Source organism: Mycobacterium sp. E1747 (genome assembly GCF_001667775.1).
Classification (GTDB): Bacteria; Actinomycetota; Actinomycetes; order Mycobacteriales; family Mycobacteriaceae; genus Mycobacterium.
On the sequence record NZ_LZJI01000203.1, the window covers coordinates 183,806 to 205,978 of the forward strand.

Sequence of the window (22,173 nt, forward strand, 5' to 3'; positions counted from 1 at the left end):
GATGAAAGTGACTGTCGACCAAGACGTCTGCGCGTCGTCGGGAAACGTGTGCTGAATGCGCCCGAGGTATTCGACCAGCGCGACGATGGCGGAGTCGTGGTCCTGTTCAATCCCAGTCCATCGCCCGATCAGGCCGGTAGCGCACGGCGGGCGGCGGCGGCCTGCCCTGCGCTGGCCATCCGCATCGAGGAATGACATGTCGGAAACGCTTGCCAACACTTCCGCGGGCCAGGCGGCCTTCGAGAAGGGCTGGCGCAGCTGGGCGGCGAGGCGACCCTAACCGGAATCGGCTACGTCGTGCCGCTGGGGCGCGCCGGCCAGGTTGACGAGATCACTGGCGTCGCAGTGTTTCTGGCTTCCGACATGTCGGCGTATCTGACCGGGCAGACCCTGCACGTCGACGGCGGAACCCACGCTGCGAGTGGCTGGTACCACGACCCGCAGACGGGAGACTACCGGCTCGGTCCGTCCGGTTAGTGGCTCCACCCTTCGGCGGCCTGCTCAGAGAAGGTGCGATCGATGCGCTCGAACCTGCGGCGGATCGAGGCACGGGCAGCCTCGTGCGGCAGCACGTACAGGCGGTTGGCCAGGATCGCGTCCGCCGTCAACCGGGCGACGTCGTGGACCGTCACGCTCTCGTCCTGCGTCGGAAGCGTCCCGTCCGCCGCCTCCGGCGAAGAGGACAGGCCGTAGTCCGCGCCCCGGATCCGTTCCGAGTTGGAGACCAGCTTGGTCTCCACCACCATCGGGCACAGCACCGAAACGCCGATGCCGTTGTCCTTGACCTCCCGGGCCAGCGTCTCGGCCAAGCCGACGACGCCGTACTTGGCGACGCCGTACGCCCCGAGGCCGGCGTTGGGAACCAGGCCGGCGAAGGAGGCGGTGAACGCGAGGTGTCCGCCCGTGCCCTGTTCGAGCAGGCGGGGCAGGAAGGCCTCGACGGCGTGGATGTTGCCCCACAGGTCGATGTCGATGACCCAGCGCCAGTCGTCGTGGGTCATCTGCGCGATCGGGCCCGCGACCACGATGCCGGCATTGCTGAAGACGACGTCGACGCGGCCGAGCACGCGAAAAGACTCCTTCGCGAGGTGCACCATCTCGTGGAGATGCCGGACGTCGCACACCACGCCGTGGGCCTCGAATCCCTGGGCGCGCAAGTGGTTTACCGCCTGCTCCAAGCCGGGCTGATCGACGTCGGACAGCACCACGCGAGCGCCTCGGCGGCCGAATTCGGTGGCTGTGGCCAAGCCGATGCCGCTCGCCCCGCCGGTGACGACCGTTCCGCGACCTTCAAACCCGTCCATGGGACGGAACTCTATTTCAAGCAGCTCCCCGCATCGATCGGCAGGGTCACGCCGGTAATGTACCGGGATTCGTCGCAGGCGAAGAACAGCACCGCATTGCTGACGTCGACGTAGTGGCCGGTGTGGGGGTAGGCATTGAGCCCACCGACCGAGTTGGTCAGGATGACCGAACCACCCCTGCCGCCCGACAGAATGTGCGGCACAACGGCTTTCACGGTTTTCCGCACGCCCGCCAGGTTGACGTCGATCATTTCGGTCCAGTCTTCTTCGCTGGTCTGGTCCAAAGTGTCGCCGCCGTTGAGGCCGGGATGGCGGTGTCCGTCACGCTCGCACAGATGGGCTTGCAGATGTCGACGGCGATGATGTCGGCACCCTCGTGCGCCAACCGCACCGGACGTGTTGGGGCAAAGTCGCTTTCGTCACCGGGGCGGCACGCGGTCAGGGCCGCAGCCACGCGGTATCGCGGGTCTGGCCGCCTTTTGTCTGTCACCGCCCCGTCACGGGCGTCATCGACGAATCCTTTTAGCTACTTGCGATTCTAGGCACCAGAGAAGGTGATTCTCACCAGCAAACAAGGTGCGGCATTTGGTCGGTTCTGGGGCTTGGGGGCACCCCGCGTCAGCCGACGAAGCCGCGCGAGCAGAAGTCCCACACCTCTTCGCTGGTGATGGGGTGGATGGTCGCGTCGTCGGAGCCGCCGCTGGATTGCGCGATGAACATGACCGTCTGCATGGTCATCGCGGCCATGCGCTTCGCGTTCACGCCCTTGCGCAGCTTGCCGGCGTCGTAGGCCGCTTCCATCAGCTCCGTCAGCAAAGCGAGCAGAGGGGCGTGCGCCACTTTGACCTCGGCGGGATGCGTGACCAGCAACCGAGGAGCAAAATCGGTGAATAGCGGTCGCTTGGCGGTCGGATCCGGACGGGAGGCCTCGTACAAGAGTTGGACGGCGACCTTGAGCCGCTCCAGGGGATCGGCCTGGCTTTCGGTGGCGGCGCGAATCTGGTCGGCGGACCGGCTCAGGGCGTCTTCGAACAGCGCCAGCAGCAGCTCGTGCTTGCCGTCAAACTGCAGGTAGAAGCTGCGCAGCGACTGGCGGGAACGGTCCACGACCTCCTGCACGGTAAAGTCCGTGGAGCCCTTCTCGATGATGATCGCCTGCGCGGCGTCGAGAAAGCGCTGAACGCGCTGTGCGGCGCGCAGTTTGGCCGTCTTGATCGACCTCTCGACGGCCCGCTGCTTCCAGGCCGGCTCCTCGCTCGGACTAGTCACGGTCGGCTCAGCTGATTGCCGCGAGCGGAGAACATGGTTGGACTGTACCGGAGAACGCCGTGACATCGCTGCGCTTGACCCCCTCGCGGATCATGTGTCGGAGATTGTAACTTCCTTGCCACGAGAATACTATTCTCTTAGACGTGTGTATGGAAGCGTAATCCTAAGAGCGAACCGCTCGGTCGGCGGAAATTGTGACCTACCGACGTCGGGGAGTGCTCACGACCGTTGCGGGGAAGTCGCGGGCACCTCGCCTTTGACGCCGACGTGGAGGCGTTCCGCTCCGGCGCCGAGGCGTTCGAACGGCCGCGCTCCAGATCACACGTCCCGGAATGGGCCCGGCCCGTGCTTGACGGTGACCACTTCGTCGTCAACGGGCAGAAGGTGTGGACTTCGGGCGCCCACGACGCCGACGTGTTGCTGACCTTCGTACGTACCGACCCCAAAGCGCTGCAGCACAAGGGCATTAGCGTGTTGCTGATCCCGACCGATACGCCGGGGGTGGTTCGCCGCCCGTTCGCTTCGATATGTGACAGCGATGAAGTCGGCTTCAATGAGGTGTTTTTCACCGACGCACGGGTGCCGGCTGAAAACTTGGTCGGCGAACTCAACGACGGATGGCGGGTGGCCACCGGTTCCCTGGGCCACGAACGCGTGATGCTGTGGATGGGATACGTCGACCTGCTGCACGAGTTGAGTATCGATTTCGTCCCATCGAGCTCGCTGGAACGGGATCGCTAGGCGACCCTGGTGATGGACGCCTACGCGTTGCGGCTACTGGGATCCGCGGCGTTGCCACGCGCGGCGAAGAGGACGTACCGGCCCAATCGGTACGCAAACTGCCGGGATCCGAAGCCCTGCAACGGGCGTCCAAGGACGCGCTGGATGCCGCGCAGGCGGACGGGCTCGTGCGCCGCGCGGTAATGGCGCCGTTCGCCGCACTGAACCTGGACAGCAATTACCGCAACTGGATCGACCGATACGCGCGCGGTTTCGCCGCGACCATCGCCGGCAGCACGTCGGAAATCCAGCGGAACATCATCGCCGAGCGGGTGCTCGGATTGCCCCGGAATTAGCGGGCATCCAGCCAGGCGTAGTACCCGATCGCGACGAGTCCGGCCGCGATCGATACGGCGCCCAACACCATGCCCGCCAGTGCCGTTCGGGGATTGTTCGCTTCGCCGCGCTGCACTCGTCTGCGCGCCGCGTCCCCCGTTATCACCGCCGCGATGCCGAAGGGTACCCCGAGCAGCATCCAGCACGTGAGGAGCGCGACCACGCCGACGAGCAGCGAGGCGACACCCATCTCGTTTCGAGGCGGCTCGGGCTGACTCATCGCGTCCCATCCTCTTGGCGGCCAGGCGAAGTTTACCCGCACGTGGCGGTAGACTCGGGCACCGCCGACTTCTCCGACTCGCAGCGACAACGCCGTGCAACTCCGAGACCGAATGCAACCGCGAGGGCTCATAGCTCCGCAAGTCGCGGCGCAAAACCTCTGTCCGCCAGAGCCTTTCCGGCTTCTCGGGTCAGCTCTCGGGTGCTGCCGAGCAGGCCGTTCAGCGTCAGCGACCGTTTGACGTGGTGGTGCAGCGCGTGCTCGGCGGTGAACCCGATCCCGCCGAGGACCTGCTGGCAGTGGCGAGCGGCGGTCAACGCGGCCCGGCCGGCGGCGGCCTTCGCCAGCAGCGAGGCTGCCGTCCTTGGTCTTGACGATGATCACCGACGTACCCTTGCCGGCCGACGGCAGCTCTCGGGTGAAGTAGCTGCCGGTGCGCGGGGGATGTGATCGTCCTCTCGCCATCCTCCTGGCCACCTCTCGGGCGAGGAGAATCAGATTCTCATCGCTAACCAATAGGCGTGCGCGGATCGGGCGGCCGGTCAATGCCGTCGGACGGGGTCACGGGCGGTCCCGGGTGGCGCGTGCGCGTTCGGTCGTCGGAATGGTCCACGGCCAGTGCAAACGTCGTCGACCGGGCCGGATTCGGTCGCGACGGCTCCAGCTCCCTCGGCCCGTCCTCACCCCGGGGCAGGCGGTTGACGGGCTGGTCTCGTCGCCGGTCGGGCCGAACGAACACCGGACCGGCGTCGGCTGGATGTTGATTCTCGCTTGGCGAGAAGATAGTTTTCATTTTAGTGATCTTGGCACGGGACAGCGATTCGCCCAGGCTGCGTGGGAGCGGAACCGGATAGGCGGACCCGACGGAAGGGCGGCGGCCATGAACAAAGAAGACATGATCCTGATCAGCGTCGACGACCACACCGTCGAGCCACCGGACATGTTCAAGAATCACTTGCCGAAGAAGTACCAGGACGATGCGCCGCGGCTGGTGCATAACGCCGACGGTTCGGACATGTGGAAGTTCCGCGACACGGTGATCCCCAACGTCGCGCTCAACGCGGTCGCCGGTCGGCCGAAGGAGGAGTACGGCATCGAGCCTACGGGGCTCGACGAGATCCGGCCGGGTTGCTACAACGTCGACGAGCGCGTCAAGGACATGAACGCCGGCGGCATCCTGGCCTCCATTTGCTTCCCGTCCTTCCCGGGCTTCGCCGGGCGGCTGTTCGCCACCGACGACAACGACTTTTCGATCGCGTTGGTGCAGGCCTACAACGACTGGCACATCGACGAGTGGTGCGGCGCCTACCCCGCCCGCTTCATCCCGATGGCGATCCCGGTGATCTGGGATGCCGAGGCGTGCGCTGCCGAGGTGCGCCGGGTGTCGAAGAAGGGCGTGCACGCGCTGACCTTTACCGAAAACCCGGCCGCGATGGGCTATCCCAGCTTCCACGACGAGTACTGGACTCCGCTGTGGAAAGCATTGGTGGAGACCGACACCGTGATGAACGTGCACATCGGTTCCTCGGGTCGGTTGGCCATCACCGCGCCGGACGCGCCGATGGACGTGATGATCACGCTGCAGCCGATGAACATCGTGCAGGCCGCCGCGGACCTGTTGTGGTCGCGGCCGATCAAGGAGTACCCGGACCTGAAAATCGCGCTGTCCGAGGGCGGGACGGGCTGGATCCCCTACTTCCTGGAGCGCGCCGACCGGACCTATGAGATGCACTCCGCCTGGACGCACCAGAACTTCGAAGGCAAGCTGCCCAGCGAGGTCTTCCGCGACCACTTCCTGACCTGCTTCATCAGCGACAAGGTTGGCGTGGCGCTGCGCAACATGATCGGCATCGACAACATCTGCTGGGAAGCCGACTACCCCCACAGCGACTCGATGTGGCCGGGAGCGCCGGAAGAACTCTGGGATGTGTTGTCCCTCAACAATGTTCCGGACGACGAGATCAACAAGATGACCTACGAAAACGCCATGCGCTGGTACTCGTTCGACCCGTTCACCCACATTTCGCCCGAGCAGGCGACGGTCGGTGCGCTGCGCAAGGCCGCCGAGGGGCACGACGTGTCCATCAAGGCGAAGGGCCACGACAAGGACGCCAGAGGCGGCTCGTCGTTCGCGGAGTTTGCGGCCAACGCGAAGGCCCTCTCCGGCAACAAGGACTGAGGGTCCCCGGTCGCGCGGGCGGATGCAAACTCGCATAACTGCGGTCGCGATTATGTGAGTTGGTGTTCCCCCACAAGAGGGCGGTGCCCCAGCTCGCGCTGAAAGAAGAGGAGACCCAGCAGTGCCCGGCGCCGGAATGAACTTTGAGCTGACTGACGACCAGGAATTGATTCGTCGGTCGGTCGCCGAGCTGACGCGCACGTTCGACGACCAGTACTGGATGGAAAAAGACCAGGCGCACGAATTTCCGTCAGAGTTCTATCAGGCCATCGCCGGCGGCGGCTGGCTGGGTATGACGATCCCCACCGAGTACGGCGGTCACGGCCTCGGAATCACCGAAGCGACAATCCTGCTCGAAGAGGTGGCGAAGTCCGGCGGGGCCATGAACGCCGCCAGCTCGATTCACCTGTCGATCTTCGGCATGCAACCGGTGGTGGTGCACGGCTCCGACGAACTCAAGGCGCGCACGCTGCCGAAGGTCGCGACCGGACAGGTGCACGTGTGCTTCGGCGTGACCGAACCGGGTGCCGGGCTCGACACGTCGCGCATCACCACCTTCGCCAAACGCGACGGCGACCGCTACATCGTCAACGGCCGCAAGGTGTGGATCTCCAAAGCGATGGAGTCCGACAAGATCCTGCTGCTCACCCGCACCCAAAGCTATGAGAAAGTGACCAAGAAGACCGACGGAATGACGCTGTTCATCACGGACCTCGACCGCAGCAGGGTCGACATCCGTCCCATTCGCAAGATGGGCCGCAACGCCGTCAGCTCCAACGAATTGTTCATCGACAATCTCGAGGTTCCGGTCGAGGACCGAATCGGCGAGGAGGGCAAGGGGTTTCAGTACATCCTGGACGGCCTCAACCCGGAGCGGATGCTGATCGCCGCCGAGGCCCTCGGCATCGGTCGGGTGGCGCTGGACAAGGCGGTGAAATATGGCAACGAGCGTGAGGTCTTCGGCCGGCCAATAGGCATGAACCAGGGCCTGCAGTTCCCGCTCGCCGATTCGCTTGCACGCCTCGACGCCGCCGAGTTGATGCTGCGCAAGGCCACCTGGCTGTACGACAACGGCAAACCCTGCGGGCGCGAGGCGAATACCGCGAAGTACCTTTGCGCCGACGCCGGATTCGCCGCCGCGGACCGGGCGTTGCAGACCCACGGCGGCATGGGCTACGCGGAGGAATACCACATCACTCGGTACTTCCGCGAGGCCCGGCTGATGAAGATCGCGCCGGTCAGCCAGGAGATGATCCTGAACTTCCTGGGATCCAACGTGTTGAAACTGCCGAGGAGCTACTGACCGCGCCGACAGCACTTTGCGCGACGCGCCGTCCAACGACGCCCGCGCTCAGGTAGGCGATTTCGCGAACGCCGCCGCGGCCGCCGGGTATGCCGCCTTCGCCGAGCGGCGGCAGCCGTCGTTTACTGGCAGGTGGGCGTTGTCGAAATCCAAGGAAGCGGAGGAGCGAAATGCGGGAAACAGTCATCGTCGAAGCCGTGCGCGCCCCGGTGGGCAAGCGCAACGGCGGCCTGGCCGGGATGCACGCCGCGGACCTGTCCGCCGTCGTCCTCAATGAACTGCTGGAGCGAACGGGGGTCAGCCCGGAGATCGTCGACGACGTGGTCTGGGGCTGTGTCTCCCAGGTCGGCGACCAGTCCAGCAACATCGGCCGCTACGCGGTGCTGGCCGCCGGCTGGCCGGAGACCATCCCTGGGACGACCGTGAACCGCGCGTGCGGCTCCAGCCAGCAGGCGCTCGACTTCGCCGTACAGGCGGTCATGTCCGGTCAACAGGACGTCGTGGTCGCCGGCGGTGTCGAGGTCATGAGCCGCGTCCCGCTCGGTTCGGCCCGGGCGACCGGCACGCCGTACGGCCCGAAGGTCCTCGCTCGCTACGACGATTTCTCCTTCAACCAGGGCCTCTCCGCGGAAATGATCGCCAAGAAGTGGGGTTTCTCCCGCGCTCGGCTCGATGAGTACTCCGCCCAATCTCACGAACGGGCCGCGGCGGCCCAGGACGCCGGCGCGTTCACCGACCAGATCGTGCCGGTGTTCACCGACGGCGACACCGTCGTCACCGCCGATGAGGGCGTGCGGCGGGGGACCACGGTCGAGAAACTCAGCGGCCTCAAGCCGGCCTTCACCGAAAACGGAGTCATCCACGCGGGCAACTCCTCCCAGATTTCCGACGGCGCGGCCGCGCTGCTCGTGACGACCGCCGAAATGACGGTCGAGCTGGGGCTCACCCCGCTGGTGCGCTACCTGGCCGGCGCGGTGACGGGGGCCGATCCGGTGCTGATGCTCACCGCGCCCATCCCGGCGACCGAGAAGGTGCTGAAGAAGGCCGGGGTCGGTCTGTCCGAGGTCGGCGTGTTCGAAGTGAACGAGGCCTTCGCGCCGGTGCCGCTGGCCTGGCTGGCCGAGACCGGGGCGGACCCCGAGCGGGTCAACCCGCTCGGCGGCGCCATCGCCCTGGGGCACCCGCTGGGTGCATCCGGCGCCGTATTGATGACACGGATGGCACACCATATGCGCACCAACGGAATCCGCTACGGGCTGCAAACCATGTGCGAGGGCGGCGGCACCGCCAACGCCACCCTGGTGGAGTTGGTCCGCTAGCGCCGGCGGCCCCGCACGCCACAATCAGCACTCCGCGTAACCCTGTCACAGTGGGCAGGCCAACCTAGTGCGTGTTCGCTAGGTTGTTCGCCCCGCAATCGGTCAGAGGAGTCCGGTGCCCGAGGAGGATCGCGACGACTTCGTCAAGGGCATCCGCGACCACTCCGGTGGTGGGGTCGGCGGCACCAAAGGCTTGCTGGCGCACAGCCCGCTGGAATTCCTCTACGGTCTTTTCTCCGACTACGTCCGGGATCGCCGGCACGAGCCTCGCGACGACGTACTGACGGGCCTGGCGACCGCCGCCTACCCGGACGGCTCGACTCCCGACGTCGAGGACGTGGCCGGTGGCCAGCAACGTGTTTTCCGCGGGCCAGGAAACCACCGTGCGACTGCTGGGCGCCGCCCCGCAGACGCTCGGGGAGCGGCCCGACTTCCAGGCGCAGTTGCGCAAGGACCGCGGCCTGATCCCCGACTTCATCGACGAGTCGCTGCGGCACAAGAGCGCGGTCAAGGGCGACTTCCGCTTGAACCGGGTACCCGTCAATGTCGGCGGCGTCGATCTGCCGGCGGGCACCACCGTGATGGTGGTGCAGGCAGCCGCCAACCGCGATCCTCGTCGGTTCGAAGACCCCACCACTTTCGATCCGGCTCGCAAGAACGCCCGTCAGCACATCTCGTTCGGGCGGGGCATCCACAGCTGCCCGGGCGCCCCGCTGGCGCGCGCCGAAACCCGGGTGGCGATCGAGCGGCTACTCGACCGGACGTCGGATATCAGGATCGACGAGAACGTCCACGGACCGGCGAACGACCGTCGCTACCAATACGTCCCGACGTACATCCTGCGCGGCCTGACGGAGCTGAATCCGGAATGCCCGCCGGCATGAAAGTCACCGTCGACGACCAGCGTTGCCGCGGCCACGGCGTCTGCACGACGCTGTGCCCAGAGGTATTCAGCCTCACCGACGACGGCTACACTGAGGCGATAGCATCCGACGTCCCAACGCAATTCGAAGCGGCCACCCAAGAGGCCATCGAATGCTGCCCGAGCAGGCCATCAGCAAAACCTAATCCAGTCAGGAGATTTCAGTGCCAAAAGGGTATGTCATCGTCACGGAGGCCATCAACGACCCGGAGGGCATGAAAGCCTATGGGCAGGCCGCCCGTTCGGCGATGGGCGGAGCCACCATTTTGGCGGTGGACACCGCCCCCAAGGTGATCGAGGGCAGCTGGCACGGTGACCAGACCGTCCTGCTGGAATTCGAATCGGTGGACGCGGCCCGGGCGTGGTACGAGTCCGAGGGCTATCAAAAGGCGGCGAAACTGCGGCAGGCCGCAGCCGACTGCAACGCCGTGATCCTCTCCGGGTTCTGATCGCTACTCGCCCACGATCGAAATGGCCTGCCGAGGGCACTGACGAACGGCCTCGCGCACATCGTGTTCGTTCTCCGGGGTGACTTCATCTTGCAAGACGGTCAGCATGTCGTCGTCGCCGAGGAGAAAGATCTCCGGGTTGATGCCCATGCACACGCCGTTGCTCTCGCAGAGCCCCCAATCGACTTCAATTTTCTTTGTCACGGCAACCCCTTACCGAAACACCTTGACGGGCACGTTCTTCCAACCCGCGACGTTTTGCATGGTCACCCGTGTGCAGCCCGCCCAGTCCACCTCGTAGCGCGGCATGAAGTCGAGGAGCCGCTCCAGCGCGATCCTGCTTTCCATGCGTGCCAGGGCGGCGCCAAGGCAGCTGTGAATCCCGTACCCGAGCCCGAGGTGCTGGGCCTCGGTCTGGTCACGCTCAATGTCGAACGTGTCGGCGTCGGTGAAGGCCCCCGGGTCGCGGTTCGCCGCTGCGCCACAGAGAAACACCGGCTTGCCCGCAGGGATCACGCCGCCGCTGACGTGTGCCTCTTTGAGCGTGTAGCGGACGTTGTACTGCACCGGTCCCTCGTAGCGCAGCAGCTCTTCCACCGCCCCGGGGATCTTGTCGCGGTCCTCCTGTAGCTTCTGCCACTGGTCGGGGTGACGCGCGAAGATCACCGCAGCGTTGCCGAGCAGCTTGGTGACGGTCTCGGCGCCCGCTCCGCCCAAAAGGGTCGCGAACCCGCAGATCTCGATGTCGTCGAGCTTGCGCAGCTGGCCGTCTTCGCCCGGGATCTCGGCCGCGATCAGGCGGCTGATCATGTCGTCCTGCGGTTCTTGGCGGCGCTCCTGCACCAGGCCGAAGTAGTACATCGCCGTGTCGATGTTGGCCTGCATTCCGGCTTCGCTGATCTCGACCTGGCCGGGTTCGTGAGACAGGCTGGTGTCGATCCAGTGGCGCACCTGCTGGCGGTATTCCTCCGGCACCCCGGCCATCCGGGTGATGACTTCCACCGGGAACGGCCCGGAGAAGTCCTGGACCACGTCGAAGTTCTCCGGGTCGGCGGCACCCAGGTACTTGTCGATCACCTCGATGACGGTTTCGCGCTGCGATTGGATCGCCCGCGGGGTGAACGCCTTGTTGAGCAGGCTGCGCATGTGGCGGTGCTCCGGCGGATCCATGAAGATGATCGACTTCTGCTCGGGGGAGACGCCCCTGCGCACCATCGCCAGGTCGCAGCCGCGAGCCGAGGAATAGGTCTCGAAGTCTTTGAATGCCGCCGCGACGTCCACGTGGCGGGTCAACGCGTAGAAGTCCTCTTTTTCGTCGTAGTACAGCGGCGCGTCCTCGCGCATCCGTCGATAGATGTCGAACGGATTGTTGTAGTAGTCCTCGGAGTACGGATCGAAGACGACCTTCGGTTTTGTCACTGATTCCTCCTCAGCGGCGAGGGCGGGCTGAAACCGTTACAGCCGAGTCGTTGACTGTAACGGTAACGGTAATACCTTCGTGACGAACCGGAAAGACCGAACCGCTGGCGCCCCAAACCCCGTTGAAGAAGCCGATGGCCTTGATCGCGTCATCCGGTGCGCCCAGTTCACTGCCGATTTCCCGCGCGATGCTGACGTCGTTGCGGACGAATTCACCGGCAACCTCGATGAACGAGGCGACGGAACTGCCCGCCGCCACCAGGCTCAGGACGCGGTTGGTCGCCCTGCCGTGCGCCAGCGCGGGCAGCAACGTCGCCTCCGCAACGCGGAGTCGCTCACCCAACCGCACTGCCTCCGCGAGCAGCCCGATCTGGCCGGCGAACAACGCATGGTTGTGATCTCGTCGACGTCGGCGTCACCCACGACGCAGAGGAAGACCAGATCGCTGGCCGCGGCGAGCTCGGCCGGTGCCCCGGCGATCTTCGCCGCGGTGCCGGCGAACACCTCGACGGTTGCGGGACGGCGTGTCCACAACGTCGTCTCATTGCCCCCCTCGACGATCCGCCGCGCCATCGGACCGCCCTGACTGCCCAGGCCGATCGATCTGACCGTCATCCGGCCTCCAAGTCGCCTTCTTTTTCCACGTCATTCGCGCGACCGGCCACACAGTCCGCGGCGAACGCGAAGACCTTCGCGTGGTAGTCGGCCGCGGTGTGGCCGAGGCTCATGTTGTGTCCGGCGTCGGACTGCCGATGCACGGTGAATCGCGGCGCTTCGGAGAACAGTGTCTCGATCTCGGTAACCGCCGCGGCGTCGTTCTCCCACACCTTTTCGTGCTCGGCGATGCTGAATTGCACCGGCACGCGGACGGCGGGGGCGAGCGCCGGAAAGTCCTGGCGCGCCCAGTTCGACACCATCTGGTCCTCGTAGGAAGGGGCGGTCGGGGAGACCGTTGCCCCGCTGAGAACCTCGGGCGGATAGAGGTGTTCGGGATGCCACAGCAGCTCCCGCAAGCCGGCCGGCCGGCGTTCGCGCGTAGCGGTTTTGAGGATGTCTCGGGCCGCCGGGTGATAACGCCGGCCCGTGCCCGCCAGCTCGATGCCTAGCAGATCGGCGCCGCGTTCGTCGGCGCCCATTCGCATCACCAGTTCACAGCCGCCGGAATGGCCCATCAGGAACAACCCGGCGCCGCGCGGTCGGTCCCCGAGGATGCGATTTACCGCGGCGTAGGCAAGGTTGACCCGCTGCTCGGGCAGGGCCATCGCTTCCGGATACGGTGCGGAGCTGCCGTACCCGGGGCGGTCGAGCGCCACCACCGTGAATCCGGCTGCCGCGCCGGTTCGCAGCAGGGACAGCGACGGATGGCCCGGACAATCGAAATACATTGCGGTGGTGCCGCCGCCGTGAACGGCCACGATTACGGCCTTGGGTTGGGCGGCCTCGGCGATCAGCGCCGACATCGGCACGCCGTCGACGATCACCAGCCTGGGCCGAGGGGCACTCATGTATCGGCCCGAAGCAGCAGCACCCCGCTGGGTGTGAGGCCGCCGCTGCTGACCACGCCGATGCGGGCATCGGCGACCTGGCGATCCCCGGCCTCCCCGCGCAGCTGGGTGATGGCCTCGTGGACGAGGCCCATGCCGTGGGTGCGGCCATGGGACAGCTGACCGCCGTGGGTGTTGAGCGGCAGTTGGCCGTCGCGGGCGATGTTCTTGCCGCCGTCCAGAAATTCTTTGGCCTCGCCGATTCCGCAGAATCCCAGCGCCTCGATCCACGACAAGCAGTTCATGGTGAACCCGTCATACAGCTCGGCGACGTCGACATCATCGGGGCGCAGCGAGGTTCGCGTCCACACGTGCGCCGCTTGGCCTAGCACCTGCGGCTCGTGGGTGAGAGTGCTTTGGTCCCAATCGATTCGCTCGATGATCTGCGTGCCCACCGCCTCGACCAGGACGGGCGGCTTGGCGAGGTCGCGCGCGGTGTCGACGGCGGAGACGATGACGGCGATCGCGCCGTCGCAGGGTACGTCGCAGTCGTAGAGGCCGAACGGTGTAGTGATGGGCCGCGCGTTCAGGTAGTCGTCCATCGTCATCGGCGACCGGTAGATGGCGGTGGGGTTGAGTTCGGCGTTGGCCCGCTGATTCAACGCGATCCAGCCCAGGGTCTCTTTGGTGGTGCCGTAACGGTGAAAATGCCGCTGCGCGTTCATCGCCAAGGTGTGTGCCGCCGACGTCGCGCCGAACGGCATCTGCCAGCCCGACATCCGGCCCATTGACGGGCTGATCTTGCCCTGCTTCATCAGCTCGCCGTTGGTGGCTTCCCACAGCGTGCGGAAACAGAGCACGTGGCGGGCCAGGCCGCAGGCGACCGCCTGCATGGCGGCGATCAGCGACCCGCCCGGGCCGAACGTCTCCATGGCGCCGTTGTGCCACGTCGGCCGGATGCCGAGCGCCGCTTCCAGCGCGGTCACGCCGCCTTCCCCGAAGCCGCCGACGTTGATGGCGCCGGGATAGGTGGAAAGGCCGTCGATGTCGGCGAATGTCAGGCCGGCGTCGGCGATGGCGGCTCCGCACGCCTGCACGGTCAGCGTCAACGGCGGCTGCATCAGACGGCGACCGATCGGCGACATGCCGATCCCGGTCAGCGCGACCTTGTCTTCGAACTTCTCCTGGGTAAGCATGGGGCGCACGTGCTCGCCGAAGCGCTCCGGCGCTATCTCATCGGTCGGCAACGGGCCGGCTTCGGCGTCCAGTACCGGCCGGAACAGCGGAAACCATATGTCCTCGACGTGTTCGAAGACGACCTCGACCTGTTGGCCGAGTTTGAGCCGATCGGGCTCGCACTCGATGATGTTGGTAGTCAACCGAATCCGCGGATCTTCGGCGATCGCCACCTGCGCGATCACGTAGGGCGCCGCCAGCCCGGGCAGGCTGAACCGTTCGTTGAGGGTGAACCCGGCGAGGGTTGCCCTGCCGGAGACCGCTCGCACCCCGACGTCCAATGAACGGCAATACCGGCACACCGGCGCGGGCGGATGGATCAGCGACTGGCAGGCCTGGCATTCCTGCAGCCGCAGCTTGCCGTCGGCTCCCGATGCCCAGAAGAACTCGTTGTCCTGCGTGATCAGGGGCAGCGGTCGGCCCGACACTGCTGACACGTCACCTCCGCGAGTCGATCGGTACCGGATGCGGCATGGTAGGACCGTTATACGAATAGGAGAATTACGTTATCACTCGTCCGCCGGGGGATCGAGACGGTATTGGCGTTGGCCGTCCGCAGATGCTGGGCGATGCCGGTCAGAGGGGCACCCAGACGCCGTTCAGATAAATCCCCCACTGCTGAAAGCCGACACTCCACATCGGAGGCTCCGATGTCCACGACGGCTGTGGCGGAGGCGGCGGCACATTTTGCCCGGCAAATGACGGTGCGTACGGCGGCGGAGGCGTGTACCAGGGCGGTGGCGGCAGCGGTGGCGGTTTGCACTCAAGTGTCACCGGATTGAACGACATGTTGTGGTCGCAGTCCGCAGAGCTGACTCCCGGCGTCGCCATCACCGCGACGGCCGTCGCTCCGAACGCGACCGCTGTCATGGCGGCCCGGCGAGCAATAAACCACCTCATGGTGTGCCTCCCGATGGGCCATGGTGGCCCTGGCGGGTTCAGCTTATTCCGTTGCGGCCGCCACGACCATGGCCAAAAAGGGGCGCGGACACGCGTTCAGCGGGTGAATCCCCACTCTGCCTCGTTCTCTTCGGTTTTGAGCCGCTCGGCCGGATCTTCCGCGTCGGTGAGCGGCGGGTGCGGGGCGGGGGAGGTGCGTTCCCCGATCTCAGCGATGGCGTGCACCGGGCAGTCCATCAGGGCACGCATCACCGCGTCGCGATCCTGCTCCGCGACGGTGCCATCACCGATGAGCGAGGCGTAGCCCCAATCGTCGAGCGAGAAGTAGCCGGGTGCGTATTTGGCGCAGATGCCGAAGCCGTCGCAAACCGTGCGATCCAGGCGGATTTTCATGCTTGTCTCACAACCTCCGCCTCGTAGGGACGGTCGGCGCGGAACGCGCCGCGGGAGCACTCCGCGCAGGTCCCGTCGAGGTGCGCGGTCACTTCGTCCGGGAACTGCGCCAGCAGGCTGGCGGCCATGTTCGTGGCGGCATCCAGCGTCGCGCAGGCGCCCCGCCCGCGCAGCAGCACCGACCAGCGGCGCAGCCGTTGGAGGTCTTCTGCCGTCGCGGCACCGTCGCGCAACGCACCGGCGACGGCCGCCATCGCCGCGGTTCCGTTGAAGCATGATCCGCATTGCCCGGCGTTTTCGCGGTCGAAGTAGGCCAGTACCGACGCCGCGACCGCGACGGGGCAGTCGTCGGTGATCACCGAGACCGCACCGCAGCCCAGGCCGCTGCCCAGGCGCCGCATCGTCTCATGATCCAGGGTTGTCTCGAGTACCGATCGGTTGAGCAGGCCGGCGAAATAGCCACCCATCAGCGCTCCACGCACCTGGCTCGACGAAACACCGTGCAGCGCAAGGAGTTCGCTGAACGGCAGGCCGAGCGGAAGTTCGTAGAGCGCTGGCGGCCGGCCGGCACCGGTGACGGTGGCCAGGAAGGTCCCCGGCGATAGCGATGTGCCCTGCGCTCGGAACGGCGCCGAGCCGTGGCACTGCAGGAAGGGCAGGTTGGCCAGCGTCTCGACGTTGCTCACCAGCGTGGGCCGGTCGTCGACACCGGATTCGAAGGGGCGTGGTGGCTTGTCAGTCGGCTTGGCCGGACCGCCGTTGAGCGCGCGCACGGCGGCGGTCTCCTCGCCGGCCACATACCCGGGCTGCACGGAAGACAGACCGACCGCTACGCCGACGGCGTCTGAATCGAGCTCGCCGAGCGCGGCCTGGACACTGCGCGCCGATTCCGCGTCGGACAGGTAGACGTAGGCGCGGTCGGCTCCCACGATCGCCGCGGCCAATCGCACGCCGTCCAGCACCAAGTGTGGGCGATTGCGCAGCAACCACCGGTCTTTGACCGAGGCCGGTTCTCCCTCTTCGCCATTCGCGACGACCACGGCGCCGCCGGCCCCGGCATTCAAGCGGCCGTTATCACGCACCGCGCGCAACTTGATCGCGAGCGGGAAGGCCGCGCCGCCCCGGCCGACCAGCCCGCTGGCTTGCGCTTCGCTCAGCAATCCATCGGCGTCGGCGAGCGGCTGATATCCGCCCCGCTCGCGATAGGCCGCGAGATCCTCGGGCGCCTGCCCGGTACCTCCGAACAGCAACCGGGGTTCACAGCCGGGTGAGGTGGCGGTGCTGATGGGTGTGGATTGCGCGGTGCTCACGGCCGGCCCACCATCGGCTTAGTTACGCTTGCGCACATGCGAACTGCGGTGGTGCGCGTGAACGTCGACCCGGGAAGCGTGTCCTCGGCGGCGCAACTACGAGACGGCATGGCGGCGCTCCTTGAGCTCGCGGCGCGCGCGGGCGCCGGCGTGGTCGACAACGACCTCGCGGCCATGCCCGCGGGGCGCCGCGAAGTCGAATTGCTGATCGCCGCAGAAGACGGCGACGCGGCCAAGCGCGTGGCAATGAACCTGTGCGCCAAGGTGTTCGGTGCCACTCCGGTGCCGGGGGCGGTCACCTTCATCAGCCGGGGAACCGACGACGACGCGCACGGGGTGCTGTCCGGATTCGGGCTCGCCGGTGACATCGAACGGACCCCGGGCGACGACGGATTCGACATCGTGTACGTGACGTTGCGGGAGTCCGACCTCGAACGCATCCCGGAGAGCCGGGTGCACACGGCTCTGGAGGCCTCGCTCAACTGCGAGGTCCACATCCGCACCGTTTGACGCCATCACGAGCCCAGGAACTCGAGGATCGCGGGCGCCGCCTGCACCCACGTGTCGAACATGTTGAAGTGCTGCACCCGGCCTGCCGCGCGGTCCTCGGACGCCCGCTCCCACGCGTCCTCCGGCCACGGCGGATCGATGAGCTTCGATCCCTTGATCAGGCAACTGACCTCGAGCGAGGTCCGCTTCGGGTGATCCATGTCGTTCTCGCCGCCACGAATGATCAACGTGGGCACCTTGATTCGGTCGAACATCTCGTCCTCGACGCCCGGGATCGTCTGCCCCGGTTTGGAAACGAAAGCGTTGAGCCAGCGCAGCATCACCTTGAGGAACTCGCCGGAGTCGAAGTCGAGGAAGCGCTGCTTGTTGTTCGGGTTCTCCTCGATGCGATCGCGCCACTCGGCCACCTTCACCACGCCGTCCATCCCGGTGCCGCGCACCGCGAGAATGCTGGGCACGATGTAAAAGGAACCGAGCACGAAGGTGCCGTAGATGCCGCCGACGATGTTCCACACCACCAGCTTGGTGACCATCTCGGGGTAGAGCATCGTGGTCAGCATGGAATCCCTTGCGCCGCCCGAGCCGCCGGCGAGGATGCAGCGCTCGAAGCCTAGGCCCGTCACCAACTTGTGCAGTGTCTCGGCGCGCATGTGTGATTCGCTCTGCCCGTAGAACTGCACGTCTGAGGCGCCGCAGTTGGGCCGGTCCCACAGCAACACGCGGTAGCCGCCGGCGGCCAGCGCGTCGGCGAGCGGCCGCAGGCCCTCGATCTCCTTGCTGAACCGGCCTCCCGGCGTCAAGGCGATGAGATCCCCTGAGGCGCCGAGGATTTCGTAAACGACGTTTCCCCCGTTGATCTCGATAGAAGGCACGCGATTCTCCTGTGTTAGGCCTGCACCAGCACGTCGTTGCCGACGACGCGCACGGGATAGGTGCGGATACTCCATTCCGGTTTGACCGCTGTCGTCCCGGTGGCCAGCTCGAAACCCCATTGGTGCCAGGGGCAGTAGATGTATTCCAGGTCGCGCACCATCACCGAGTCACCCGGCGCGGTTTCATCGACGATCGTGCGCCCCCTCGCGCGGCCCGAGCACAATGGACCACCTTGGTGTGGGCAGTAATTCGCGATCGCATAGAAGTTGCCGTTGACGTTGTAAACCCCAACGCCGTGCCGCCCGATGGGGACCAGCTTGTGCTTGCCGGGCGGGATCTCGTCCACGGTTGCGACGACATGCTCGCGGCCCTGGGCGAGACGGGGCTCGGGCCGGTTGGCTGCCCCGTCTTGTTCGTCGGTCAACTCAGAGCACCCGGGTCTGACCCTCGAGGACCGGGACGGTCTCCGGCAGGTGGTAGGTCGCAATCCCGTTCTTGTACATCACCGCGTCCCGGGCGTGCTTGGGAAGGTGCTTGACCAACCAGCGGGGGTCGTCGAACGTCCAGTGCGGGTAGTCCGAGGAGAAGAGCAAGATCTTCTCGCACTCCATCCACTCCAGCGCCCGAGTCAGCTCCGTCTTGTCTTCGGGATAGTCCAGCGGCTGGGTGGTGAACTTGATGTGGTCCTTGACGTACTCCGAGGGCTTGCGCTTGATATCCACCCACGACCTGCGCGCTTCGTAGATCGCATCCATGCGCCACATCAGCGGCAGGATCCAGCTGAACGCGTGCTCTACGAAGACGATCCGCAGCGTCGGGAACCGGTCGAAGACGCCGTCGAAGATCAGGCTCATCACCTGATTGGCGGCCAGCAGCGAGTAGGTCACCATGAAGTCGTGGTTGTAGCTGGGGAAGCCCACCGGGGGGATCGGTAGCTCGTCGTACTGGCTGCGCGAGAGGTGGCAACTCACGGTGATGTCGTGTTGGGTGGCCGCGGCCCAGATCGGGTCGTACTTCGGGTGGCCCCAGGACGGCTTCGGCTCGGCCTTGATCAGTATCTGCGCCATGAACGGGTGCCCGGCCCAGCGCTCGATTTCGCGCACGGCCGCCTCCGGCTCCTCGATGGCGAGGCAGATCGAACCGCGCCACCGTTCGTGCCAGTTGTTGTGGCTGTCCAGCCAGTGATTGGCCTGCCAGTCGTTGAGCGCGTACGACATCGCGTGCTGAGCCTCGGGCAGCCGGGCCGGGTAGGCGGCCGGTTCCAGGATCGCAATGTCAGAACCCGCCTCCATGATCAGCTGACGGAAGGCCATATCCGGGTCGCTGCAGGGGAATTCGCCGTTGGCGGGGAACGAGTCGACGCGCATCGCGTAGGAGTGCGCGTAGTCCGGCGCGTCATAGTAGATCAGCTCGCCCACGTTGCGATTGAGGAAGTACTTGCTGCGCCAGGGCTCGGGGATGTACGGGAGCAGCTCGCCCCGCTTGGGTGCGGGGTGGACATCCGAGTCGACGCAGCGGACGGCTATGCGCTCGGCAGCGGGAACCCGCTCCTGCGAATGGGTCGACGTCATGGGGAACTCCTCGGTCTCACGTCTGCTTCTACTGTGCGCCCACTTCGGCGGGGATGTCTATGCCGTAGAGCTGCGCCGCGTTGCGCCAGCAGACCTTTTCGCGCTGCTCGGCCGACAGCGCCCTAGGCAGCTTCTTGGCGTCACCGAATTGCCAATGGGGGTAACTGGAGCCGAACATCACCATGTCTTCCTTGCCGGTGAAGCCGAACCATTCGCCGGCGAAATCGACGTCACCGGGCCCGTCGAGGCTGCCCTGGACGAAGTAGACGTGCCCCGGGAGGTAGTCGCTGGGGATGCGGGGCGCCCACGGCGTCTGCTCCAGGTGCGGCCGGCCGAACGTATCCATCCGCCAGATGAACGGCGTCACGAAGTCGGCGGCGCCGTCGGCCCAGACGAACTTCAGGCCGTCGAAGCGCTCGAACACGCCCTCGGCGATCATGTTCATCTGGTGGTAGATGTAGTTGAGCGCCATGAAGCTGACGTATTGCTCGTAGGTGCGGGTGTTGCCGGACGGCGTGGGCGGGAACATGATGCCGTTGCCCACTTCGATGTGCGCGGCCACCGGAAGGCCGGCGTCGACTGCGGCCTCCCACAACGGCCAGAACTGCGGCTTGCCGTAGAGCTCGCGGGATTGCAGCGGCACACCGATCTGGACGACGCGCGGGTGCGCGCGCCACTTGTCGATCTCGCGCAATGCGCCGGGGATGTCGTCGGGGTTGACCCGGATGGTGCCGCGGAAGCGCTCGCCGAACTCGCTTGACTCCAACCAGTCCGACACCATCATCTCGTTGTGCGCGGCGTGCAGCGCGCTGCCCAGATGCCGGTCGGGCATGATGCCGCGCCCCATCGGATGCAGGACCGCCACGTCGACCCCGCGCTTGGAAAATAGCTCGTGGGCAACGAATTCCGGATCGGAGCCGGGGTACTGCCGGTCCGGCCCCTCGGTGTTGGGGGCGTACTCCCCGCCCGGGGCTCCGTACCAGTCCATCTCGTAGTCGGGGAAACCGCGGCTCTTGAACGGCTCGCGCAGCACGCCGCGCAGCGCTTTGTTGGACGGGAAGAAGATGTGCACGCTCGCGTCGATCAGCGGCGTGGGGGTTCCGTCAGCATGTTCGATCACGAAAGCCGTCCTTCGGCTCGGGCGGCCAAAGTGAGCCCGGTGGAGTCATAGGATAGATAACCTAACATTCTTCTCGCTGGCCGATCAATGGGTTTCCGGTAAGCGCTTCGTTTAGTCATCGTCGCTGGTAAGGGACATTTTCTGGCGCGTTGTGCAAGTGGTGTTCTTAATTGCGGATAATACCATTCTCGGATCGGTGGATGAGTGCCATCCGCCCCTGGCCGGCAGGGGTTGGGCGCGTTAAGTGGGGGACCGGCCGACGGTCACCCTGGCGGCCGTCGGCGAACTCCTAGTCCCGCTCGAGATCGGCGAATGCCTCGCGCGCGATGCGAAAGCTGTCCACCGCGGCCGGCACGCCCGCGTAGATGGCGACCTGCAGGAAGATCTCGCGAATCTCCTCGCGGGTGACACCGTTGGTCAGCGCCGCCTTGACGTGCATGCGCAATTCGTTCGGCCGATTCAGCACCGAGATCATCGCCAGATTGAGCATGCTGCGCGTCTTGCGGTTCAGCTCTTCGCGGCCCCACACCGCCCCCCAACAGTATTCGGTGACGAGGTCCTGCAGGGGCTTGGTGAAGTCGTCCGCGTCTGCCAGGGCGCGGTTGACGTACTCCTCGCCGAGCACCTCAGAGCGGACCTGCAACCCGCGCTGGTAGGTTTCGCGATCCAATGGTCTTCTCCTTCGTCGTGGAGGCGTGGCACTTGTCATCGCCTCAGCGCAGTCTCGCATCGCCGGGCTCTGGCACCGTCTGCAGATCGTTGCGGCGTCGCTATTGTCGTTCGGCAGCGTCGAGCAGAAGCGGCGCTGGGCGGTGCCGATCCTGCGGGCCGAGATCACCGCGTCGCTCGGGATGAACGAACCCAGCGCGGGCTCCGACCTGGCGTCGTTGCGCACCCGCGCGGTGCTCGATGGGGAAGCACTTCGTGGTCAACGGGCAGAAGGTGTGGACCTCGGGCGCCCACGACGCCGACGTTCTGCTGACCTTCGTGCGCACCAACCCGGATGCGCCGAAGCACAACGGAATCAGCGCTCTAATCATCCCCACACCGACACCCGGGGTGTGGTGCGCTGACGACTTCCACCCCAGCACCGACGTTGAGCGCGACCGGTACGCCAGCACGATCATGGACAAGCGGGCGTTGCGCCTGTTGGGATCGGTGGCGCTGGCGCGTGCGGCGCGCGGCGAAGACGATGTGGCCGCGATCTCGGTGCTCAAGCTGCTCGGCCTGCCGCGCGGCTAGTCCCGGCTCGGCAGCGATTCACGAGTTTCGTTCT

The 22,173-nt window shown here is 66.0% G+C and carries 21 protein-coding genes and 10 pseudogenes; 12 read left to right on the top strand and 19 right to left on the bottom strand.

Translation table 11 applies throughout. The annotated features are described in order from the left end of the window. The first annotated feature begins 1 nt into the window (after position 1). Both A5695_RS21650 and A5695_RS21655 read left to right on the top strand, forming a co-directional pair. A pseudogene (locus tag A5695_RS21650) lies at positions 2–195 on the top strand (ferredoxin). 42 nt (positions 196–237) lie between these two features. After that, positions 238–477, top strand: a pseudogene (locus A5695_RS21655) (SDR family oxidoreductase); the annotation flags it as partial. Here the strand turns inward: A5695_RS21655 and A5695_RS21660 are convergent. Together A5695_RS21660 and A5695_RS27935 are read right to left on the bottom strand one after the other, a co-directional pair. Next, complete coding sequence (locus tag A5695_RS21660) at positions 474–1,304, bottom strand: SDR family NAD(P)-dependent oxidoreductase (RefSeq protein ID WP_068086963.1); 831 nt, start codon at positions 1,302–1,304, stop codon at positions 474–476. The pseudogene A5695_RS21655 and the gene A5695_RS21660 overlap by 4 nt on opposite strands. 11 nt (positions 1,305–1,315) lie before the next feature. Beyond that, a pseudogene (locus A5695_RS27935) lies at positions 1,316–1,695 on the bottom strand (SDR family oxidoreductase); the annotation flags it as partial. Between A5695_RS27935 and A5695_RS30390 the strand changes: the two are divergent. Beyond that, positions 1,667–1,764: pseudogene (locus tag A5695_RS30390) on the top strand (SDR family mycofactocin-dependent oxidoreductase); the annotation flags it as partial. The pseudogenes A5695_RS27935 and A5695_RS30390 overlap by 29 nt on opposite strands. 158 nt (positions 1,765–1,922) lie before the next feature. Here A5695_RS30390 and A5695_RS21670 read toward each other — a convergent pair. Continuing rightward, complete coding sequence (locus A5695_RS21670) at positions 1,923–2,573, bottom strand: TetR/AcrR family transcriptional regulator (RefSeq protein ID WP_068086972.1); 651 nt, start codon at positions 2,571–2,573, stop codon at positions 1,923–1,925. A 339-nt stretch (positions 2,574–2,912) separates the two neighbouring features. Here A5695_RS21670 and A5695_RS21675 point away from each other — a divergent pair. Beyond that, positions 2,913–3,649, top strand: a pseudogene (locus A5695_RS21675) (acyl-CoA dehydrogenase family protein); the annotation flags it as partial. Here the strand turns inward: A5695_RS21675 and A5695_RS21680 are convergent. Both A5695_RS21680 and A5695_RS21685 read right to left on the bottom strand, forming a co-directional pair. Further along, positions 3,646–3,909 carry a DUF4190 domain-containing protein gene (locus A5695_RS21680; RefSeq protein WP_068086975.1) on the bottom strand — a complete coding sequence of 88 codons (264 nt, stop codon included), beginning with the start codon at positions 3,907–3,909 and terminating at the stop codon, positions 3,646–3,648. The pseudogene A5695_RS21675 and the gene A5695_RS21680 overlap by 4 nt on opposite strands. Before the next feature lie 128 nt (positions 3,910–4,037). Continuing rightward, positions 4,038–4,265: pseudogene (locus A5695_RS21685) on the bottom strand (acyl-CoA dehydrogenase family protein); the annotation flags it as partial. A 524-nt stretch (positions 4,266–4,789) separates the two neighbouring features. Here A5695_RS21685 and A5695_RS21690 point away from each other — a divergent pair. The 6 genes and pseudogenes from A5695_RS21690 (at position 4,790) to A5695_RS21710 (ending at position 10,081) form a co-directional block, all read left to right on the top strand. After that, positions 4,790–6,088, top strand: coding sequence for an amidohydrolase family protein (locus tag A5695_RS21690; protein WP_068086981.1), 1,299 nt, complete (start codon positions 4,790–4,792; stop codon positions 6,086–6,088). Between the two features lie 136 nt (positions 6,089–6,224). After that, a complete protein-coding gene (locus tag A5695_RS21695) occupies positions 6,225–7,391 on the top strand; it encodes an acyl-CoA dehydrogenase family protein (RefSeq protein ID WP_068086984.1) in 1,167 nt (388 codons plus the stop codon). 170 nt (positions 7,392–7,561) lie between these two features. Next, entirely contained in the window at positions 7,562–8,710 is a 1,149-nt protein-coding gene (locus A5695_RS21700; protein WP_068086987.1) for a thiolase family protein, read from the top strand. 115 nt (positions 8,711–8,825) lie between these two features. Continuing rightward, positions 8,826–9,594, top strand: a pseudogene (locus tag A5695_RS21705) (cytochrome P450); the annotation flags it as partial. Continuing rightward, positions 9,591–9,761 (top strand): annotated as a pseudogene (locus A5695_RS27945) (ferredoxin); the annotation flags it as partial. The pseudogenes A5695_RS21705 and A5695_RS27945, both read left to right, overlap by 4 nt. Positions 9,762–9,847: 86 nt before the next feature. Then, the gene (locus A5695_RS21710) at positions 9,848–10,081 is read left to right on the top strand and encodes a DUF1330 domain-containing protein (RefSeq protein WP_231974938.1); all 234 of its coding nucleotides are present in this window, start codon (positions 9,848–9,850) and stop codon (positions 10,079–10,081) included. Between the two features lie 3 nt (positions 10,082–10,084). Here A5695_RS21710 and A5695_RS21715 read toward each other — a convergent pair whose 3' ends face one another. From A5695_RS21715 to A5695_RS21750, 9 genes and pseudogenes are all read right to left on the bottom strand, one after another. Beyond that, positions 10,085–10,285, bottom strand: a complete 201-nt coding sequence (locus A5695_RS21715) for a ferredoxin (protein WP_068086993.1) — start codon at positions 10,283–10,285, stop codon at positions 10,085–10,087. 9 nt (positions 10,286–10,294) lie between these two features. Further along, the gene (locus tag A5695_RS21720) at positions 10,295–11,500 is read right to left on the bottom strand and encodes a cytochrome P450 (RefSeq protein ID WP_068086996.1); all 1,206 of its coding nucleotides are present in this window, start codon (positions 11,498–11,500) and stop codon (positions 10,295–10,297) included. A gap of 10 nt (positions 11,501–11,510) precedes the next feature. Beyond that, on the bottom strand, positions 11,511–11,885 hold the full coding sequence (locus tag A5695_RS30395) for a hypothetical protein (RefSeq protein WP_369830226.1): 375 nt from the start codon (positions 11,883–11,885) through the stop codon (positions 11,511–11,513). 8 nt (positions 11,886–11,893) lie between these two features. Beyond that, positions 11,894–12,115 (bottom strand): annotated as a pseudogene (locus tag A5695_RS29845) (NAD(P)-binding domain-containing protein); the annotation flags it as partial. Beyond that, complete coding sequence (locus A5695_RS21735; protein WP_068087007.1) at positions 12,112–13,005, bottom strand: alpha/beta hydrolase; 894 nt, start codon at positions 13,003–13,005, stop codon at positions 12,112–12,114. The gene A5695_RS21735 and the pseudogene A5695_RS29845, both read right to left, overlap by 4 nt. Beyond that, positions 13,002–14,657, bottom strand: a complete 1,656-nt coding sequence (locus A5695_RS21740; protein ID WP_068087009.1) for an OB-fold domain-containing protein — start codon at positions 14,655–14,657, stop codon at positions 13,002–13,004. The genes A5695_RS21735 and A5695_RS21740 overlap by 4 nt, the downstream gene beginning before the upstream one ends. A 139-nt stretch (positions 14,658–14,796) precedes the next feature. Then, positions 14,797–15,120, bottom strand: a complete 324-nt coding sequence (locus A5695_RS27960; RefSeq protein WP_082946241.1) for a hypothetical protein — start codon at positions 15,118–15,120, stop codon at positions 14,797–14,799. 96 nt (positions 15,121–15,216) lie between these two features. Continuing rightward, on the bottom strand, positions 15,217–15,513 hold the full coding sequence (locus A5695_RS21745; RefSeq protein WP_068087013.1) for a ferredoxin: 297 nt from the start codon (positions 15,511–15,513) through the stop codon (positions 15,217–15,219). Continuing rightward, a complete protein-coding gene (locus tag A5695_RS21750) occupies positions 15,510–16,823 on the bottom strand; it encodes an NADH-ubiquinone oxidoreductase-F iron-sulfur binding region domain-containing protein (RefSeq protein ID WP_068087016.1) in 1,314 nt (437 codons plus the stop codon). Before A5695_RS21750 ends, A5695_RS21745 begins: the two co-directional genes overlap by 4 nt. A gap of 36 nt (positions 16,824–16,859) precedes the next feature. Here A5695_RS21750 and A5695_RS21755 point away from each other — a divergent pair, with 36 nt between their 5' ends. After that, positions 16,860–17,333 carry a hypothetical protein gene (locus A5695_RS21755; protein ID WP_068087018.1) on the top strand — a complete coding sequence of 158 codons (474 nt, stop codon included), beginning with the start codon at positions 16,860–16,862 and terminating at the stop codon, positions 17,331–17,333. Between the two features lie 5 nt (positions 17,334–17,338). Here A5695_RS21755 and A5695_RS21760 read toward each other — a convergent pair whose 3' ends face one another. The 5 genes from A5695_RS21760 to pcaC form a co-directional block, all read right to left on the bottom strand. After that, entirely contained in the window at positions 17,339–18,205 is an 867-nt protein-coding gene (locus tag A5695_RS21760) for an alpha/beta fold hydrolase (RefSeq protein WP_068087020.1), read from the bottom strand. Between the two features lie 14 nt (positions 18,206–18,219). Beyond that, positions 18,220–18,630, bottom strand: a complete 411-nt coding sequence (locus A5695_RS21765) for a Rieske 2Fe-2S domain-containing protein (protein WP_068087024.1) — start codon at positions 18,628–18,630, stop codon at positions 18,220–18,222. A gap of 1 nt (position 18,631) precedes the next feature. After that, positions 18,632–19,777 (bottom strand): amidohydrolase family protein, encoded by a 1,146-nt coding sequence (locus tag A5695_RS21770; RefSeq protein ID WP_068087026.1) that lies wholly within the window; start codon positions 19,775–19,777, stop codon positions 18,632–18,634. A gap of 28 nt (positions 19,778–19,805) precedes the next feature. Beyond that, positions 19,806–20,897 (bottom strand): amidohydrolase family protein, encoded by a 1,092-nt coding sequence (locus tag A5695_RS21775; protein WP_068087027.1) that lies wholly within the window; start codon positions 20,895–20,897, stop codon positions 19,806–19,808. A gap of 289 nt (positions 20,898–21,186) precedes the next feature. Further along, entirely contained in the window at positions 21,187–21,567 is a 381-nt protein-coding gene (pcaC, locus tag A5695_RS21780) for a 4-carboxymuconolactone decarboxylase (protein WP_068087028.1), read from the bottom strand. 79 nt (positions 21,568–21,646) lie between these two features. Between pcaC and A5695_RS27965 the strand changes: the two are divergent. Next, positions 21,647–22,124: pseudogene (locus A5695_RS27965) on the top strand (acyl-CoA dehydrogenase family protein); the annotation flags it as partial. Positions 22,125–22,173 lie beyond the last annotated feature (49 nt).